This window comes from Streptomyces sp. CHD11 (genome assembly GCF_018638295.1).
Classification (GTDB): Bacteria; Actinomycetota; Actinomycetes; order Streptomycetales; family Streptomycetaceae; genus Streptomyces.
In genome coordinates, this window is the sequence record NZ_JABTTS010000030.1 from 20,565 (window position 1) to 38,389 (window position 17,825).

Genomic DNA, 17,825 nt, shown 5'->3' on the forward strand with positions numbered 1-17,825 from the left:
AGCGGGCACGACGGAGCCGCAGCCGACCGGCCCCGAGCGAGGGGTGGGCTGCTGTCTGGACGAGGGTTCATGGGGGCAACTCCGAACGGTTCGGTAAAGCGGTCCCGCTGCCGAACTCTAAGCCCCGTCGTACCGATCAGTACGAGGTTTGAGTTATTGCGCTGTTATCAAAAGACAATGAGGACGTTGTGATGTCCCTTAGTGGTTGTTACGCGAAGTAACTTTGAACCGAGGTCAAGGTGGCGTGGAAGTGCGTCGCGGCGCGATCGGCGGCTGCGGTACCCTGACGCCATGCGTGCCGTACGCCTTCTGCTTAGCGGGCCGCGCTGATCAGTCCCGACCGCCGGTGACCGGCAGGCCGGAATCGGCGCGGCGTCCCCTCCTGTGCGAGGGGATTTTTCATTTCCGCCGGAGCCGCAGCAGCGGGCAGAGACGATCGATGGAGCTTTGAGGATCATGAGCGAGACGAACCCCGCAGCCGCGGAGGCCGCGCCGCACCGCTACACGGCCGCCCTGGCGGCCGAGATCGAGGCACGCTGGCAGGACTTCTGGGACGCCGACGGGACGTACGCCGCGCCCAACCCCAAGGGTGACCTGGCGGGCGACGCGGAGCTGGCCGCCCGGCCCAAGAAGTTCATCATGGACATGTTCCCCTACCCGTCGGGTGCCGGCCTGCACGTCGGCCACCCCCTGGGCTACATCGCCACCGACGTCTTCGCCCGTTTCCAGCGCATGACCGGGCACAACGTCCTGCACACCCTGGGCTTCGACGCCTTCGGCCTGCCCGCCGAGCAGTACGCCGTGCAGACCGGCACGCACCCGCGCGCCTCCACCGAGTCCAACATGGAGAACATGAAGTCCCAGCTGCGCCGGCTGGGTCTGGGCCACGACAAGCGCCGGTCGTTCGCCACGATCGACCCGGACTACTACAAGTGGACCCAGTGGATCTTCCTGCAGATCTTCAACTCCTGGTACGACGACGAGGCCGAGCGGGCCCGCCCGATCTCCGAGCTGATCGAACGGTTCGAGTCCGGTGAGCGCGGCGTCCCCGGCGGCCGCTCCTGGAGTGAGCTGACCGAAGCCGAGCGCGCCGACGTCCTGGGCGGGTACCGCCTGGCCTACGCCTCCGACGCGCCGGTGAACTGGTGCCCCGGCCTGGGCACGGTCCTGGCCAACGAGGAGGTCACCGCCGACGGCCGCTCCGAGCGTGGCAACTTCCCCGTCTTCAAGGCCAAGCTGCGCCAGTGGAACATGCGGATCACGGCTTACGCCGACCGCCTCCTGGACGACCTGGACGCCCTGGACTGGCCCGAGGCCATCAAGCTGCAGCAGCGCAACTGGATCGGACGCTCCGAGGGCGCCCGCGTCGACTTCCCCATCGACGGCGAGGACATCACCGTCTTCACCACGCGCCCCGACACCCTGTTCGGCGCCACCTACATGGTGCTGGCGCCCGAGCACCCGCTGGTCGAGAAGTTCACCCCCGGCACCTGGCCGGAGGGCACCCACGACGTGTGGACCGGCGGCCACGCCACCCCGGCCGAGGCGGTCGCCGCCTACCGCGCGCAGGCCGCCTCCAAGTCCGACGTCGAGCGGCAGGCCGAGGCCAAGGACAAGACCGGCGTCTTCATCGGCTCCTACGCGACCAACCCGGTCAACGGCGAGCGGGTGCCCGTCTTCATCGCCGACTACGTCCTGATGGGCTACGGCACCGGCGCGATCATGGCCGTACCGGCCGGCGACCAGCGTGACTTCGAGTTCGCGCGCGCCTTCGAGCTGCCGATCCGCTGCATCGTCGAACCGACCGACGGCCGCGGCACGGACACCGCGACGTGGGAGAACGCCTTCTCCTCCTACGACGCGAAGATCATCGGCTCGTCGAACGACCAGGTGTCCCTGGACGGCCTGGGCGTCGCCGAGGCCAAGACCCGCATCATCGACTGGCTGGAGCGCGGGGGCCACGGCGAGGGCACGGTCAACTTCCGCCTGCGTGACTGGCTGTTCAGCCGCCAGCGCTACTGGGGCGAGCCCTTCCCGATCGTGTACGACGAGGACGGCACCGCCCACGCCCTGCCCGAGTCGATGCTGCCGCTGGAGCTGCCCGAGGTCGAGGACTACTCGCCGCGCACCTTCGACCCGGACGACGCAGACACCCAGCCCGAGACACCGCTGTCCCGCAACGAGGACTGGGTGAACGTCACCCTGGACCTGGGCGACGGCCGCGGCCCGCGCAGGTACCGCCGCGAGACCAACACCATGCCCAACTGGGCCGGTTCCTGCTGGTACGAGCTGCGCTACCTGGACCCGCACAACGGCGGGAAACTGGTCGACCCGGAGATCGAGCGGTACTGGATGGGCCCGCGCGAGGGCATGCCGCACGGCGGTGTCGACCTGTACGTCGGCGGCGCCGAACACGCCGTACTGCACCTGCTGTACGCCCGCTTCTGGTCCAAGGTGCTGTTCGACCTGGGGCACGTCTCCTCCGCCGAGCCGTTCCACAAGCTGTTCAACCAGGGCATGATCCAGGCCTACGTCTACCGCGACAGCCGGGGCATCGCCGTACCGGCCGCCGAGGTGGAGGAGCGCGACGGCGGCTACTGGTACCAGGGCGAGAAGGTCTCCCGGCTGCTGGGCAAGATGGGCAAGTCCCTGAAGAACGCGGTCACCCCGGACGAGATCTGCGCCGAGTACGGCGCCGACACCCTGCGGCTGTACGAGATGGCCATGGGCCCGCTGGACGTGTCGCGGCCGTGGGACACCCGCGCGGTGGTCGGTCAGTTCCGGCTGCTGCAGCGGCTGTGGCGCAACATCGTCGACGAGGCGACCGGCGAGGTGACCGTCGTCGACACGGAGGAAGTGGACGAGGACACCCTGCGCGCGCTGCACAAGGCGATCGACGGCGTGCGCGGCGACCTGGAGGGCATGCGGTTCAACACCGCCATCGCCAAGGTCACCGAGCTGAACAACCACCTGACCAAGCGGGCCGGAGCCCTGCCGCGTCCGGTCGCGGAGGCTCTGGTGCTGCTGGTGGCGCCGCTGGCCCCGCACATCGCCGAGGAGCTGTGGCGCAAGCTGGGGCACACCGACTCGGTGGTGCACCGGGACTTCCCGGTGGCCGACCCGGCGTACGTGGTCGACGAGACCGTCACCTGCGTCGTGCAGATCAAGGGCAAGGTCAAGGCGCGCCTGGAGGTGTCCCCGGGCATCTCCGAGGACGAGCTGGAGAAGACCGCGCTGGCCGACGAGAAGGTCGTCACGGCGCTGGACGGGGCCGGGATCCGCAAGGTGATCGTGCGGGCGCCGAAGCTGGTGAACATCGTTCCGGCGTGAGGTGGCGCGGGGCCGGCTGGTCTCCTCGGGACCCGTCCGGTCCGGTGGCAGGTCCGGTCCGGTTCGGTGGCCGGTCCGGTCCGGTCCGGTGGCCGGGCGCGGGGCTGGGTAAAGGGCTGGGTGAAGGGTGGGCCTCGTGTCCGGATCCGGCCGTGGCTCGGGGTAGTCCCCTACGGGCAGGGTGGGGGTTCTCGCGGAACTCAGCACCCGCCCGTTGCGTTTACCGTTGAAGAGCGGCGCGGAGTGTGCCGGAACAGGCCGAAGGGCCCGGAGGAGGAGCCTCGTGGAAGCGGTGTTCGCAGTGGTCGCCCTGCTCTTCGTGCTCTTTGTGGTGCTCGGCGTCTACGCCACGGTGAAGGTCGTCGGCGCCGCCAAGCGCAGCGCCGACCGCCACATCACCCAGGCCCGGCGCACGGTCGAGGACCACACCCTGAGAGCCAAGGCCTTCGCCCAGACGGGCCCGGCCGGCGAGATCGCCCAGCTCCGGCTGCGGCTGCGCACCTCCATGCGGGCCACTCAGGACGCGCTGGAGTCCGCCGTCACCGAGGACGAGTCCATCAGGGAGTCCCTCGGCCTCTTCCAGCGCCTGAGCGCACACGGCCATGAACTGGACGGAGAGCTCAGGCGCCTGGAATCCGAACCGGACCGCACCACCCTCTCCGCGCGGCTGCCCGAACTGCGCGAGCGCACCGAGCGGGTCACCAGCTCCGCGGACTCCCTGCGCTGGGCGGTCCGCGACCGCGCCGACCGCTTCGCGGGAGACGACCTGGACTCCCTGAGCCGGCAGATCGACATGGAGACCGGGGCCCTGCGGCACTGGACCACCACGGAGCAGCAGCCCGCGCCCCCGCGCTGGCCCGAGGCGCCGGCCGCCGACGCTCCGGCGGCCGGCCAGACCTGGCCCGACACCCCGGAGCCCGCCGCTGGGCAGCAGCCGGAACAGGACACCGCGGACACCGCGCGGCCCGCACTCGACCCGCCCGCCCAGCGTCCCGTCTACCCCTGGCAGAAGAAGCCGCGCCCGGAGAGCACCACCTGAGAACCACCTGAGCACCACCTGATCCGGCCACGGCCACAGGCGGCCCGCGGGGCCGGGCTGCCGCACGGGCACTACGCCAGGTAACCTCCAGCTCATGTCCCGCCATGTCGCGATCGTCACTGATTCAACGGCCTACCTTCCGGCCCCGACGATGGAGCGGCACCGCATCACGGCGGTCCCCCTGACCGTGGTGCTGGGCGACCGGGCCCTCGAGGAGGGCACCGAGATCTCCACCCGGTCCCTCGCCCAGGCTTTGCAGAAGCGGCGCCCGGTGACGACGTCCCGGCCGGGCCCCGAGGTCTTCGCCGAGACCTACCGCAGGGTCGCTGAATCCGGCGCCACCGGCATCGTCTCCCTGCACCTGTCCGCCGAGCTCTCCGGCACCTACGACGCGGCGGTGGTCGCCGCCCGGCAGGCACCGGTTCCGGTGCGGGTCGTGGACACCGGCATGATCGCGATGGCGCTCGGGTTCTGCGCGCTGGCGGCGGCGGAGACCGCGGAGGCGGGCGGCACCGTCGACGAGGCGGTCACCTCCGCCGAGAAGCGGGCGGCCGGCACGTCGGCCTACTTCTACGTGGACACCCTCGACTATCTGCGCCGCGGCGGCCGGATCGGCGCCGCGCAGGCCCTGCTGGGCTCGGCGCTGGCGGTCAAGCCGCTGCTGGAGCTGGCCGGCGGCCGTATCGAACCGCTGGAGAAGGTGCGTACGGCATCGAAGGCGATCGCCCGCCTCGAGGAGATCGCCGCCGACCGGGCGGGCGCGGCGGATGTCGACATCGCCGTTCACCATCTGGCCGCCCCCGAACGCGCGGCGGCGCTCGCGGAGCGCCTGCGGACCCGGCTGCCGGGACTGGCCGATCTGCATGTCAGCGAGGTGGGCGCCGTGATCGGGGCGCATACGGGGCCCGGGCTGCTGGGGGTCGTGGTCTCGGCCAGGTGAGGCCGGTGCGCTCGCAGGGGTGACGGAGTTGTCCACAAGCAGGCGGTGATCCACCGAAAACAGGCAAGATCATCGTGTTGGGGCCGGTGTGCCGGATGCTCCTGGCATGGCACTTCGATCACGCTCACGCACAGCGACACCGACCAGCGGACCGGGCCGTGGCCCCTCCTCCGAGAGCCGTGCCCGCCACCGCCGCCCCGCCGGGCCCCGGCCCCGCCACGGGTACCGCTCCCGCGACCACGCGTCTGCGGAGGAACTCCGGCGCCGGGCGGAGTCACTGTTCGGCGACGGCGACGGCGACGGCGACGGCGGCGGCGACGGCGAGGTCGACGGCGATCGTGGAGCGGGGGACGCGAAGGACGCGGGAGTCGCCGGTGAAGCCGCGAGGCGCGTGCCGAGCTGGGCAGCGCGCGGGCCGGATGGCGCCGGTCGGACCGACGCGTCGGCGGCCGTGAACGCTGAGCAGGCCGGGGCCCGCGCGTCCGGGACGCGCGCCACGACGGCGCGAGCGCGCACGGAGGGCGGGCACCGCTCCACCGCGGACCGGGCAGCGGGAGCCACCGACCGTCAGTACCTCACGGGCCGAACGGCAGGGGGCCGTCGTGTGACGGTGGCGCGTTCGTTCGTGCCGGGTCCCCCGCCGGGCCGCCCACGCGCGGGGGCGGGCCGGGAGCCACGCGCGGATCACGCGGTGGCGGGCCGTGGGACGTCCGCGGATCATGCGACGCTCGGTCACCGCGCGCCGTCGGCGCGTTCGTCCGTGCCGGGACCTCCGACCGTTCCTCTGCGCGTGGTGGCGGTGGAGCACGGACCGCGGGAGGACCGCCGGGCGGGCCCGGGGCATTCTGCCCCGGCGCAGGGGGACCATCCGTCCGCGCGCCGCGGCGGTCGCCCGGTGGACGGGCAGGAGCGGGCCGGGGCCGGGGCCGGGGTCGGCGAGCGGGAGACGGGCGACGGCGTAACCGGGCGGGAGCCTCCCCCGGGGCGGCGCCCGGAGCGGGTGGGGTCCGCTCTGCGGGACCGCCTGCCACTGTGGGTGCAGACGCGATGCGGACTGGAGCGCCGGAGCGTCGTCGCCCTCTCGGTGCTTCTCGTCGTCGCCGTGGGATTCGCCGTGCAGCACTTCTGGACGGGCCGCACCCAGCCGGTACGGGCACCGGAGGTGGTGCGGGCCGCCGTCCCCCACGGGGCGCGAGCGGACGACGCGGACAGCGTGCCACCGGGTGCACCGGCCGACGCGGCCCGGGCGGGCGGTGAGGCTCCCGCGATCGTGGTCGACGTCAGCGGCAAGGTACGCGAGCCCGGGGTCCACCGCCTGCCGGCCGGCTCCCGCGTCGACGACGCCCTGCGCGCGGCGGGCGGGGTGCGGCCCGGTACCAAGATCGGCGCCCTGAACCGCGCCCGCTTTCTCGTCGACGGCGAACAGGTGGTCGTCGGAGGCCCGGCAGTCGCCGGCCAGACGTCCGGTACCGCCCCCGGTGCGGCCGGCGCGGCAGCCGGCCCCACCGCGCCGGTATCCCTCAACACCGCGACGCTGGAACAGCTCGACGGTCTTCCCGGAGTCGGCCCCGTGCTGGCGCAGCACATCGTGGACCACCGCACCCGCAACGGCGGCTTCCGTTCCGTGGACGAACTGCGCGAGGTCAACGGCATCGGCGACCGCCGCTTCGCGGACCTGCGTGACCTCGTACGGCCATGAGCGGCGGCACCACGGACACGGCCCCTGAAGCCGCCGCCTCCGCCACCGACGTCACGAGCACCACCGCCCGTCCGCCCGTCCACGCCGCCTCCGGGAAGCGGCTCGGGGCCGCGCATCCGCGGCAGGAGGGGCCCTTGGACCTGCGACTGGTCCCGCCGGCCCTGGCCGCCTGGGTCACCGCGGCGCTGATGCTGCACGCGCCGCCCACCTGGGTGGTGGGTGCCGTATGCGGCTCCCTGTCGGCGGCCGGCGTGCTGCTGGTGGCCCGTGGCCGGCTGACGGCGCGGGGACGCGCCACCGCCCACGCCGCGGCCGCCGCGCTGCTCTGCGCGGCCGCCGCCGCGGGATCGGCGGGACTGCACGGATCGGATCTGCGCCGTGGACCCGTGCCCGCGCTGGCGGGGGAGTACGCCCGGGTCACCGTTGAGGCCATGGTCACCGCCGACCCCCGGCTCACCCGGCCCAGGGTCAGCGGGAACCACCTGACCCCGGCGTCCGTGCTGATCGAGGCGGACGTGCGGCGCGTGGAGCGGGCCGGGGGAGGGGCGCAGCGGACCCGGGCGCCCGTTCTGCTGATCGTCGACACGGGCCCGGCCGGACGGACCACGCCACCCGGCGACGGCCGGGGCTCCCCCTGGCTCGGCCTGCTCCCCTCCACCCGGTTGCGGGTCGAGGCACGGTTCGCACCGGCCATGACCGGAGGCGACCGGTTCGCGGCGGTCCTGCGTGTCAGGGGGCGCGACGGACCGGAGACCGTGGGCGGGCCCTCGGCTCCGCAGCGGCTGGCGGGGCGGCTGCGGGCCGGACTGCGGGAGGCCACCGACAAACTGCCGGCCGACGCGCGGGCCCTGCTGCCCGGACTGGTCGTGGGCGACACCGCGAGGATCACCCCGGAGCTGGACGAGGCCTTCCGGGAGACCGACCTCACCCACACGCTCGCCGTCTCCGGTGCCAACTTCACGATCCTCCTCGCCCTCCTGCTCGGTCCGCCCGGCCTGGCGCAGCACACCGAGCGCCGCGGACTCGCGCCCCGGCTCGGCATCTCCCTGCGGACCACGGCCCTGCTCGGCGCGGTGCTGTCCCTCGCGTTCGTCGTCGTCTGCCGGCCCGACCCGAGCGTGCTGCGGGCCGCCGCCTGCGGATCCGTCGCCCTCCTCGCTCTCGCCACCGGCCGCCGCCGATCACTTCTCCCCGCCCTCGCGACCGCCGTCCTGCTCCTGGTGCTCTACGACCCGTGGCTGGCCCGCAGTTACGGCTTCCTCCTCTCCGTGCTGGCCACCGGCGCGCTGCTCACCCTCGCCCCGCGCTGGAGCGCGGGCCTGCGCCGGCACGGGGTGCCGCCCCGCCTCGCGGAGGCGCTGGCCGCCGCGGGCGCCGCCCAGGCACTCTGCGCACCGGTCGTCGCCGTGCTGGCGGCGCGGGTGAGCCTGGTGGCGGTCCCGTGCAATCTGCTCGCCGAGTTCGCGCTCGCGCCGGCCACGGTGCTGGGCTTCCTCGCCCTGGCCACGGCGCCGGCCGCGATGCCGGCGGCCCAGGCACTGGCGTGGTGCGCGAGCTGGCCCGCGGAGTGGATCGCCCAGGTCGCCAGAACCGGGGCCGCGCTGCCCGGCGCGGGCATCGACTGGCCCGGCAGCTGGGCCGGAGCGGCAGGACTCGGCGCGGTCACCGTGGTGGCGCTCCTGCTGGGACGCAGGCTCCTGGCACACCCCTGGTGGTGCGCTGCCTGCGCGCTCCTGCTGGTCCTGGTGATGACGCAGCCGAGACCCCTGACCCGGGCGATCACAGGCTGGCCGCCGCCGGACTGGCGCATGGTGATGTGCGACGTGGGGCAGGGTGACGCGATGGTGCTGGCGGCGGGGGAGGGCTCCGGCGTGGTCGTCGACACCGGACCCGACCCGGCCCTCGTGGACCACTGTCTGCGCACCCTGGGCGTCACCAGCGTCCCGCTCGTCGTACTGACCCACTTCCACGCCGACCACGTGGCGGGCCTGCCCGGTGTCCTGCGCGGACGCGCGGTGGGCGCCATCGGGACGACGGCCTTCGAGCAGCCCGCGGACCAGGCCGCGTCCGTGCGGAGGCTCGCGGCCGCCCGGCACATCCCGGTGACCCACGCCGCCGCCGGTGAGGAACGGCGCACGGGCGACCTGTCCTGGGAGGTGGTGTGGCCGCCGCCCGGCACCCACCCGGCGGCGGACGGACCGAACGACGCCAGCGTGGCCATGCTGGTCCGCACGGCGGGGCTGCGGCTGCTGCTGCTCGGGGACCTGGAACCCCCGTCCCAGCGGGCCCTGGCGAGATCACCGGCGGCCGCGGAACTGACCGCCGTGGACGTTCTCAAGGTCGCCCATCACGGCTCGGCCCACCAGGACCCGGACCTGCTGCGCCGGGCGGCCCCGCGACTGGCACTGATCAGCACGGGCGAGGGCAACACGTACGGACATCCCGCACCGGGCACGGTCGCCGCGCTCCGCGCCGGGGGAGCGACGGTGCTGCGCACGGACCGGGACGGCGCGCTGGCGGTACTCGGCGGCGAGAACGGCGGGAGCGGCGAGAGCGGAGACGGAGAAGCGGGAAGGAATGAACTGCGTGTGGTGCGCCACTGACCGCGCCCGGAGTGACGAACGATCGGAATTGCCGTCCCGTGATCGTGTGGAGGCGGGATGTGGTTCCCGCCGCGCATGGCACGCCCGCCCGCCAGACTGAGGACATGGACGCAACACGGATCGACGACTACCTGCATCGCCTGGGTGCCGCACCGCCCGACCGGCCCACCGTGGACGCACTGCGCGAACTGCACCTGCGGCACCTGCGGACCGTGCCGTTCGAGAACCTGTCCATCCATCTCGGCGAGGAGATCGTGCTGGACGGGAAACGGCTGCTGGACAAGGTGGTGCAGGCACGGCGGGGCGGGTTCTGCTACGAACTCAACGGCGCCTTCGGCGTGCTGCTCACCGCCCTCGGCTACGACGTCACCCTGCTCGCCGCGCGGGTGTACGACGACGAGGGTCGGCCGGGCATCCCTTACGACCATCTCGCCCTGCGGGTACGGACGGTGGACGGCGGCGACTGGCTGGCAGACGTCGGCTTCGGGTCGCACTTCCACCTCCCCCTCGCCCTCGGGGAGCGGGGCGAGCAGAAGGACCCCGGGGGCACGTTCCGGATCGTCGAGGCGGGGGCCGACGCGGCCGGGGTGCGCGGCGGGCACGGTACGGCGGACGCGGCGGACCTGGACGTGATCCGGGACGGCCGGCCGGTGTACCGCCTGGAGGTGCGGCCCAGGGCGCTCGGTGACTTCACGGCCGGGGCCTGGTGGCACAGCAGTTCGCCGGCGTCCCGCTTCACCCGCTCGCTCGTCTGCTCGCGGATCACCGGGGACGGTGGCCGGATCACACTCGGCGGCCGCCGGTTCACCGTCACCGCTCCGGACGGGACCCGGCGGGAACGGGAGACGGAGACGGACGAGGAAGTTCTCGCGCTCTACCGGGACCGGTTCGGGATCGTGCTGGACACGGTGCCGACGGTGCGGGACGCCGGGCGGGGCGCCTGACCTCCGGTGCCGGACAATGGTCCGTGTGAGTGATGTGCGACATGTGCTGGTGCTGCCCGACCGTGACAGCGCGGAGGAGGTGGCCGAGGCACTCGGGGAACGGTTCGGGGTGCACGAGGAGCCGCGGCTGGTGCGGGACGCGCTCGCCGGTGAGGACGACGCGGAGGACGCGCAGTGGCTCGTCCTCCTGCGCGACGAGGGGGAGCGGCTGGACCCCGGTGAGCTGAACGCGTTCGTGGCCCGGTGGGAGGGCTGGCGGGAGGAGCCCTAGCCGGGACCGCCGGGGCGGGGCGGCGTTGTCGGTGGTGCGTGGGATGCTTGCCGCAATGGCCAGGAAGACCGCATCCGACGACCTCCTCGCCCCGGTGACGCTCGCCGTGGGCCAGGAGGACCTGCTGCTCGATCGTGCCGTGCGGGAGGTGGTGGCCGCCGCGAGGGCCGCCGACGCCGACACGGACGTCCGCGACCTGACACCGGACCAGGTCCAGCCCGGCACCCTCGCCGAGCTGACCAGCCCGTCGCTCTTCGCCGAGCGCAAGGTCGTGGTGGTACGCAACGCGCAGGATCTGTCCGCCGACACCGTCAAGGACGTGAAGGCGTACCTCGGGTCGCCCGCCGAGGAGATCACCCTCGTCCTGCTGCACGCGGGCGGTGCCAAGGGCAAGGGTCTGCTCGACGCGGCGCGCAAGACGGGGGCGCGCGAGGTGGCGTGCCCGAAGATGACCAGGCCGGCCGACCGGCTGGGCTTCACCCGGGGCGAGTTCCGGGCCGCCGGCAGATCGGCCACCCCGGAGGCGTGCCAGGCGCTGGTCGACGCCATCGGCAGCGATCTGCGCGAGCTGGCCTCGGCGGTGTCCCAGCTGATCTCGGACGTCGAGGGCACCATCGACGAGGCGGTCGTCGGCCGGTACTACACCGGGCGGGCAGAGGCGTCGAGCTTCACGGTCGCCGACCGGGCGGTCGAGGGACGTACGGCGGAAGCCCTGGAGGCCCTGCGCTGGTCGCTGTCGACCGGGGTCGCCCCGGTACTGATCACCAGCGCGCTGGCCCAGGGAGTACGGGCGATCGGCAAGCTGTCGTCGGCGCGCGGCGGCAGACCCGCCGACCTCGCCCGCGAGCTGGGCATGCCGCCCTGGAAGATCGACCGGGTGCGCCAGCAGATGCGCGGCTGGACTCCGGACGGCGTGGCCGTGGCGCTGATCGCGGTCGCCGAGGCGGACGCGGGCGTCAAGGGCGGCGGGGACGACCCGGAGTACGTCCTGGAGAAGGCGGTCGTCACCATCGCGCGGGCGGCTCGCTCGAGGGGACGGGCGTAGGCCGCGCCGGCCGGGCTGATCGAGTCGCCCTCTCGGCCCCCCCGCGTGTCCTGGCTCCGCGCGTCCTGGTCCCGCGCGTCCTGGTCCCGTCCGCCGTGTGGTCCCGTGCGGCGTCGTGGAGCCATCCGGCGCGGAGCTCTGGCACCGGACGTCCGAAGGCCCCGTCCGTCACCCTGGGGAAGGGCGAGGGGCGGGGCCTTCGGATGAAGCTGCTGAGCCCGTACCCGCGTGGCGAACGCAGGCCGCGTACGAGCTCGGGGTGCCGGCCGGGGGCGGATGAGAGAGGGCCCGCCCGGGGTCCCGCCGGCGGTCAGATCAAAGGGTTGTTCAGCCCTTGACGGCCGCGACCTTCGTAGCCAGCGCCGACTTCTTGTTGGCGGCCTGGTTCTTGTGGATGACGCCCTTGGAGACGGCCTTGTCGAGCTGACGCGCGGCGACGCGCTGGTACTCGGTGGCCTTCTCGGTGTCACCCGCGGCAGCGGCCTCACGGGCCTTGCGGATCGCGGTCTTCAGAGAGGACTTGACGGCCTTGTTGCGCAGCCGCGCCTTCTCGTTGGTCTTGTTCCGCTTGATCTGGGACTTGATGTTCGCCACGAATGAGCCTCTACAGGTTCTGGCACGGGGCCGCACGGGAGCCGCACGGTCCGGTACCGGGTGATTTTCCAGAAGGCGTGCCTCGCACCGAGAGGGCATGAGACACAGCCCCCCACACTACCAGCGGCCCGTACGGCGGCCCAAACCCGTCTCCGCTCCGTACCCGTGGGACGATGGAAGCTACGTATCGATCCGACCCGAGACCGCAGACGGACAAGCACACGTATGCGGACGCCTCAAGAATCAGGACCCTGCGTGCCCGCGATCCCCAGCCATGTGCCCGAGCCGAGCCGTACCGACCCGGCGCTGATCCGCAATTTCTGCATCATCGCCCATATCGACCACGGCAAGTCCACCCTCGCCGACCGGATGCTCCAGCTGACGGGTGTGGTCGAGCAGCGGCAGATGCGCGCTCAGTACCTCGACCGCATGGACATCGAGCGTGAGCGCGGCATCACGATCAAGTCCCAGGCGGTGCGGCTGCCGTGGGCCCCGACCCACGACAAGAACGACACGCACATCCTCAACATGATCGACACCCCCGGGCACGTCGACTTCACCTACGAGGTGTCCCGGTCCCTCGCCGCCTGCGAGGGAACCGTCCTCCTCGTCGACGCCGCCCAGGGCATCGAGGCGCAGACCCTCGCCAACCTCTACCTGGCGATGGAGAACGACCTCACGATCATCCCGGTGCTCAACAAGATCGACCTGCCGGCCGCGCAGCCGGAGAAGTTCGCCGAGGAACTGGCGAACCTGGTCGGCTGCGACCCCGACGACGTGCTCAAGGTGTCCGCGAAGACCGGTCTGGGCGTCGAGGCGCTGCTGGACCGGGTGGTCGCCGAGGTCCCCGCACCGGTCGGCGTCAAGGACGCCCCCGCCCGCGCCATGATCTTCGACTCGGTCTACGACTCCTACCGCGGGGTCGTGACGTACGTCCGTGTCATCGACGGTCAGCTCAACAGGCGTGAGCGCATCCGGATGATGTCCACCAACGCCACCCACGAGCTGCTGGAGATCGGCACCAACTCCCCGGAGATGCTGTCCGCCGACGGTCTGGGTGTCGGCGAGGTGGGTTACCTCATCACCGGAGTGAAGGACGTCCGCCAGTCCAAGGTCGGTGACACCGTCACCAGCATGCACAAGGGCGCCGAGGAGGCGCTCGGCGGTTACAAGGACCCCAGGCCGATGGTCTTCTCCGGTCTGTATCCGCTGGACGGCTCGGACTACCCCCTGCTGCGTGACGCGCTGGACAAGCTCCTGCTCAACGACGCCGCCCTGGTCTACGAGCCGGAGACCTCCGCGGCCCTCGGTTTCGGCTTCCGCGTCGGCTTCCTGGGCCTGCTGCACCTCGACGTGATCCGCGAGCGGTTGGAGCGCGAGTTCGGCCTCGACCTCATCGCCACCGCGCCCAACGTGGTCTACCGGGTGATCATGGAGGACGGCGTCGAGCACACCGTCACCAACCCGAGCGAGTTCCCCGAGGGCAAGATCGACGAGGTGTACGAGCCGGTCGTGCGCGCCACGATCCTCGCGCCGACCGAGTTCATCGGCGCGATCATGGAGCTGTGCCAGACCCGGCGCGGCACCCTGCTCGGCATGGACTACCTCTCCGAGGACCGGGTGGAGATCCGCTACACCCTCCCCCTCGCCGAGATCGTCTTCGACTTCTTCGACCAGCTGAAGTCCAAGACCCGCGGCTATGCCTCCCTCGACTACGAGCCCACCGGCGAGCAGACCTCGAGCCTGGTCAAGGTGGACATCCTGCTGCACGGCGACAAGGTGGACGCGTTCTCCGCGATCACCCACAGGGACGCGGCGTACGCGTACGGGGTGCGGCTCGTCGCCAAGCTGCGCGAGCTCATCCCGCGCCAGGCGTTCGAGGTGCCCATCCAGGCCGCCATCGGCTCCCGGGTCATCGCCCGCGAGACCATCCGCGCCATCCGCAAGGACGTCCTCGCCAAGTGCTACGGCGGTGACATCTCCCGTAAGCGCAAGCTGCTGGAGAAGCAGAAGGAGGGCAAGAAGCGGATGAAGATGGTGGGCTCCGTGGAAGTGCCCCAGGAGGCCTTCATCGCCGTCCTCTCCAGTGACGAGAACGCGGGCTCGGGCAAGGGTAAGAAGTAACCCCGGGTAACCGCGGGTCACTCCGCGAACCGGGTGGAAAGCGGGCCCGTCGCACGTCGGTGCGGCGGGCCCCGCGCGTCCGCCGGGTAGCTCTCTGTACGAAGTAACAGGCCGTGGCCCCTTACGCCGAGGCCGGTCGGCCTTTACTCTGTCCGTGCTCGATAGTTACTCGCGAGTTAAACAACGACGCGAGGAAACCCTTAGCCGCACTGAGCCGGCCGCACCGTCGCGGGCCCCCGGAGGACGTCGTGAGCGACACACAGACACTGATCGAGAACCGACCGCAGACCCTTGCGGCCCTCTTCCTGGAGCGTGTGGCGGCCACACCGGACGCCGAGGCCTACCGCTACCCGGTCCCGCCGGCCTCCGGAGAGGGCCCGGACGACTGGAAGTCGTTCACCTGGGCGGGCGCCGCCGAACGGGTCCACGCCATTGCCGCCGGCCTGATCGAGCTCGGTGTGGGACCCGAGGAGCGCGTGGCACTCGCCGCCGCGACCCGTGTCGAGTGGATCCTGGCCGACCTGGGGATCCTCTGCGCGGGCGCCGCCACCACCACGATCTACCCGCAGACCAACGCCGACGAGTCCGCCTACATCCTGTCCGACTCCCAGAGCCGGGTGCTCATCGCGGAGAACGCCGAGCAGGCGGCCAAGGCTGTGGCCAAGCGCGCCGAGCTGCCCGAGCTCACCCGCGTCGTGGTCATCGACCCGGAGGGCGTGGAGACCGACGACTTCGTGATCACCCTCACCGAACTGGAGCAGCGCGGCGCCGCCCGGCTCCAGCAGGAACCGGAGGTGATCAAGGAGCGGGTCGCGGCGATCACCAGGGACCAGCTCGCCACCCTCATCTACACCTCCGGCACCACCGGCCGCCCCAAGGGTGTCCGCCTGCCCCACGACTGCTGGGCGTACATGGCCAAGGCGATCCCGGCGACCGGCATGGTCCACGGCGACGACGTGCAGTACCTGTGGCTGCCCCTCGCCCACGTCTTCGGCAAGGTGCTCATCTCCGGCCAGATCGAGGCCGGCCACGTCACCGCCGTCGACGGCCGCGTCGACAAGATCATCGAGAATCTGCCGCAGGTCCGCCCGACCTACATGGCGGCGGTGCCCCGCATCTTCGAGAAGGTCTACAACGGCGTGGCCGCCAAGGCGAAGGCCGGCGGCGGCGCCAAGTACAAGATCTTCCAGTGGGCCGCCGGGGTGGCACGCGAGTACGCCAAGGTCACCCAGGACAACTTCCGCCGCACCGGCGTCGCGAGCGCCCCCGCCGGCCTGCGCGCCAAGCACGCCGTCGCCGACAAGCTCGTCTACGCCAAGATCCGCGAGGCCTTCGGCGGCAACTTGCGCGCCTGCATCTCCGGCTCGGCCGCCCTCGCCCCCGAGATCGGCTTCTTCTTCGCCGGCGCCGGCGTCCACATCCTGGAGGGGTACGGCCTCACCGAGTCCTCGGCCGCCTCCTTCGTCAACCCCGGTGAGGCGTACCGCACCGGCACCGTCGGCAAGCCGCTGCCCGGCACCGAGGTCCGCATCGCCGACGACGGGGAGATCCTGCTGCGCGGCCCCGGCATCATGCAGGGTTACCACAACCTGCCCGACAAGACCGCCGAGGTCCTGGAGGAGGACGGCTGGTTCCACACCGGCGACATCGGCGAGCTCTCCGCCGACGGCTACCTCCGTATCACCGACCGCAAGAAGGACCTCATCAAGACCTCCGGCGGCAAGTACATCGCGCCCGCCGAGGTCGAGGGCCAGTTCAAGGCCGTCTGCCCCTACGTCTCCAACATCCTCGTCCACGGCGCAGACCGGAACTACTGCACCGCGCTCATCGCCCTCGACGAGATCGCCCTCTCCGCCTGGGCCGCCGAGAACGGCCTCGAGGGCAAGCCGTACGCCGAGATCGTCGCCGCGCCCGTCACGGTCGAGATGGTCGACGGCTACGTCAAGCAGCTCAACGAGGGCCTGCAGCGCTGGCAGACCATCAAGAAGTTCCGCCTCCTGCCCCGTGACCTCGACATCGAGCACGGCGAGATCACCCCGAGCCTGAAGCTGAAGCGCCCGGTGGTGGAGCGCGAGTACAAGCACCTCATCGAGGAGATGTACGAGGGCGCCCGCGAGGCGTGAGGGCCACTCCGTGACTGAGCGGGACGGAGGCGGGTGGTGATCCCCCGCCCCCGCCCGCTCAGTCCGCTGCCGCGAAGGCTACGAACGCGGCCCAGCCGTCCGCGCGCACGGAGAGGTGTGGCCGGTCCACGTCCTTGGAGTCACGGACATGGATCGCGGCGGTGCCGACCGCGACCTCCACACAGGCGCCGCCCTCGTTGCCGCTGTAGCTGTTCTTGTGCCAGGTGAGTCCTGCGTCTTCGGCACTCATCGCTCTGTCCGCATCCTGCTGCCGTACCCCATGGGGCAGTTGCGGCATCGTCCGGACCGAGGTCGCCGACTGCCGGGACGGCCGCCCGTCCCGGTGTCGGCGTCGTGGCCGGACGACGGGTGGGGGTGGGGCCCGTTCTCGTGGACGCGATGGCCGCCCGATGGGGTGTCAGCCCCGGCTGTTCCTCCGAGAAGGGTGTGTGGGCACCGAGCGGTGTCCCCGGCACACCGGATCCGTCCGCGGGCCCGGAACCGACGGGGCCTGCGCGGTAGCGCTCCAGCCCACCGGGCGCAGGGCAGGGTCCTGTCAACCGGCGGCATTATGCTGCCACTTCGAGGATCCTTGCTTCCTGATCACCGTTGCTGCGGTGCGAAGGCGTCCTCTTCCCGGACCTCCGGTCCGGCACTCCTTTGAGAGGTGACAGATGGCATCAGCCAAGAACGTCCGGTTCAGGTGGAAAGCGCGCCTGGTCTCCGTCGCGACGGCCGCGGCCGGCGTATTCGCCATGACCGGTGCTCCGCCCGCCGCCGCGGACGACCTGGGCAGCACCTGCCCCTACCCGCATGTGTGCTTCTACAACTCGCTGAGCTACTACGGGAACTACTTCCAGAGGTACCAGGACGTCACGAGTTACTACCAGAACGTCCCCGCCAGAAACGGCTACCTGACGGTCGTCAACACCCGCAACGACGACGTTGCTCGTGTCCGCTACATCTTCAATGGTGAGACCCGGGTGCGCTGTATGCCTCCCAGCTCCTCGTTCACCGTCACCGACGGACGCGCCACCGGCATCAAGATCAGCACCTCCTCGACCTGCTGACGTCTCCTGACGGAGCATGGCCCGGCTCCCCCACGATGTCCGC

General features: G+C 71.8%; 14 protein-coding genes. 11 read left to right on the forward strand and 3 right to left on the reverse strand.

Annotated features, from left to right (window positions below; translation table 11 throughout):
* The first annotated feature begins 456 nt into the window (after positions 1-456).
* The 3 genes from leuS to HTV45_RS26480 all read left to right on the forward strand — a co-directional run bounded on the left by leuS (position 457) and on the right by HTV45_RS26480 (position 5,309).
* Positions 457-3,330, forward strand: coding sequence for a leucine--tRNA ligase (gene leuS / locus HTV45_RS26470; protein WP_215208404.1), 2,874 nt, complete (start codon positions 457-459; stop codon positions 3,328-3,330).
* A gap of 283 nt (positions 3,331-3,613) precedes the next feature.
* Positions 3,614-4,369, forward strand: a complete 756-nt coding sequence (locus HTV45_RS26475; protein WP_215208405.1) for a hypothetical protein — start codon at positions 3,614-3,616, stop codon at positions 4,367-4,369.
* A gap of 94 nt (positions 4,370-4,463) precedes the next feature.
* Positions 4,464-5,309, forward strand: coding sequence for a DegV family protein (locus HTV45_RS26480; protein ID WP_215208406.1), 846 nt, complete (start codon positions 4,464-4,466; stop codon positions 5,307-5,309).
* A gap of 274 nt (positions 5,310-5,583) precedes the next feature.
* Here HTV45_RS26480 and HTV45_RS26485 read toward each other — a convergent pair whose 3' ends face one another.
* Positions 5,584-5,838, reverse strand: coding sequence for a hypothetical protein (locus HTV45_RS26485; RefSeq protein WP_215208407.1), 255 nt, complete (start codon positions 5,836-5,838; stop codon positions 5,584-5,586).
* Between the two features lie 75 nt (positions 5,839-5,913).
* On the opposite strand from HTV45_RS26485, the gene HTV45_RS35070 reads away from it, so the two are divergent.
* The 5 genes from HTV45_RS35070 (at position 5,914) to holA (ending at position 11,871) form a co-directional block, all read left to right on the forward strand.
* Positions 5,914-7,008, forward strand: coding sequence for a ComEA family DNA-binding protein (locus HTV45_RS35070; protein WP_308309758.1), 1,095 nt, complete (start codon positions 5,914-5,916; stop codon positions 7,006-7,008).
* Complete coding sequence (locus HTV45_RS26495) at positions 7,005-9,611, forward strand: ComEC/Rec2 family competence protein (protein WP_215208409.1); 2,607 nt, start codon at positions 7,005-7,007, stop codon at positions 9,609-9,611. The genes HTV45_RS35070 and HTV45_RS26495 overlap by 4 nt, the downstream gene beginning before the upstream one ends.
* Before the next feature lie 104 nt (positions 9,612-9,715).
* The gene (locus HTV45_RS26500) at positions 9,716-10,555 is read left to right on the forward strand and encodes an arylamine N-acetyltransferase (protein ID WP_215208410.1); all 840 of its coding nucleotides are present in this window, start codon (positions 9,716-9,718) and stop codon (positions 10,553-10,555) included.
* A 25-nt stretch (positions 10,556-10,580) separates the two neighbouring features.
* Positions 10,581-10,826 carry a hypothetical protein gene (locus HTV45_RS26505; RefSeq protein WP_215208411.1) on the forward strand — a complete coding sequence of 82 codons (246 nt, stop codon included), beginning with the start codon at positions 10,581-10,583 and terminating at the stop codon, positions 10,824-10,826.
* Between the two features lie 55 nt (positions 10,827-10,881).
* The gene (holA, locus tag HTV45_RS26510; protein ID WP_215208412.1) at positions 10,882-11,871 is read left to right on the forward strand and encodes a DNA polymerase III subunit delta; all 990 of its coding nucleotides are present in this window, start codon (positions 10,882-10,884) and stop codon (positions 11,869-11,871) included.
* Positions 11,872-12,198: 327 nt separating this feature from the next.
* Here the strand turns inward: holA and rpsT are convergent, their stop codons facing one another.
* Positions 12,199-12,465 (reverse strand): 30S ribosomal protein S20, encoded by a 267-nt coding sequence (gene rpsT, locus HTV45_RS26515; protein ID WP_215208413.1) that lies wholly within the window; start codon positions 12,463-12,465, stop codon positions 12,199-12,201.
* Between the two features lie 255 nt (positions 12,466-12,720).
* Between rpsT and lepA the strand changes: the two genes are divergently transcribed.
* Positions 12,721-14,589, forward strand: coding sequence for a translation elongation factor 4 (gene lepA, locus HTV45_RS26520; RefSeq protein ID WP_215208414.1), 1,869 nt, complete (start codon positions 12,721-12,723; stop codon positions 14,587-14,589).
* 248 nt (positions 14,590-14,837) lie between these two features.
* The gene (locus HTV45_RS26525) at positions 14,838-16,712 is read left to right on the forward strand and encodes a long-chain fatty acid--CoA ligase (protein WP_215208415.1); all 1,875 of its coding nucleotides are present in this window, start codon (positions 14,838-14,840) and stop codon (positions 16,710-16,712) included.
* A 58-nt stretch (positions 16,713-16,770) separates the two neighbouring features.
* Here the strand turns inward: HTV45_RS26525 and HTV45_RS26530 are convergent, their stop codons facing one another.
* Complete coding sequence (locus tag HTV45_RS26530) at positions 16,771-16,962, reverse strand: DUF397 domain-containing protein (protein ID WP_215208416.1); 192 nt, start codon at positions 16,960-16,962, stop codon at positions 16,771-16,773.
* Between the two features lie 424 nt (positions 16,963-17,386).
* Here HTV45_RS26530 and HTV45_RS26535 point away from each other — a divergent pair, with 424 nt between their 5' ends.
* Positions 17,387-17,782: a hypothetical protein gene (locus HTV45_RS26535; protein ID WP_215208417.1), complete on the forward strand. Its 396-nt coding sequence runs from the start codon at positions 17,387-17,389 to the stop codon at positions 17,780-17,782.
* Positions 17,783-17,825: the final 43 nt, after the last annotated feature.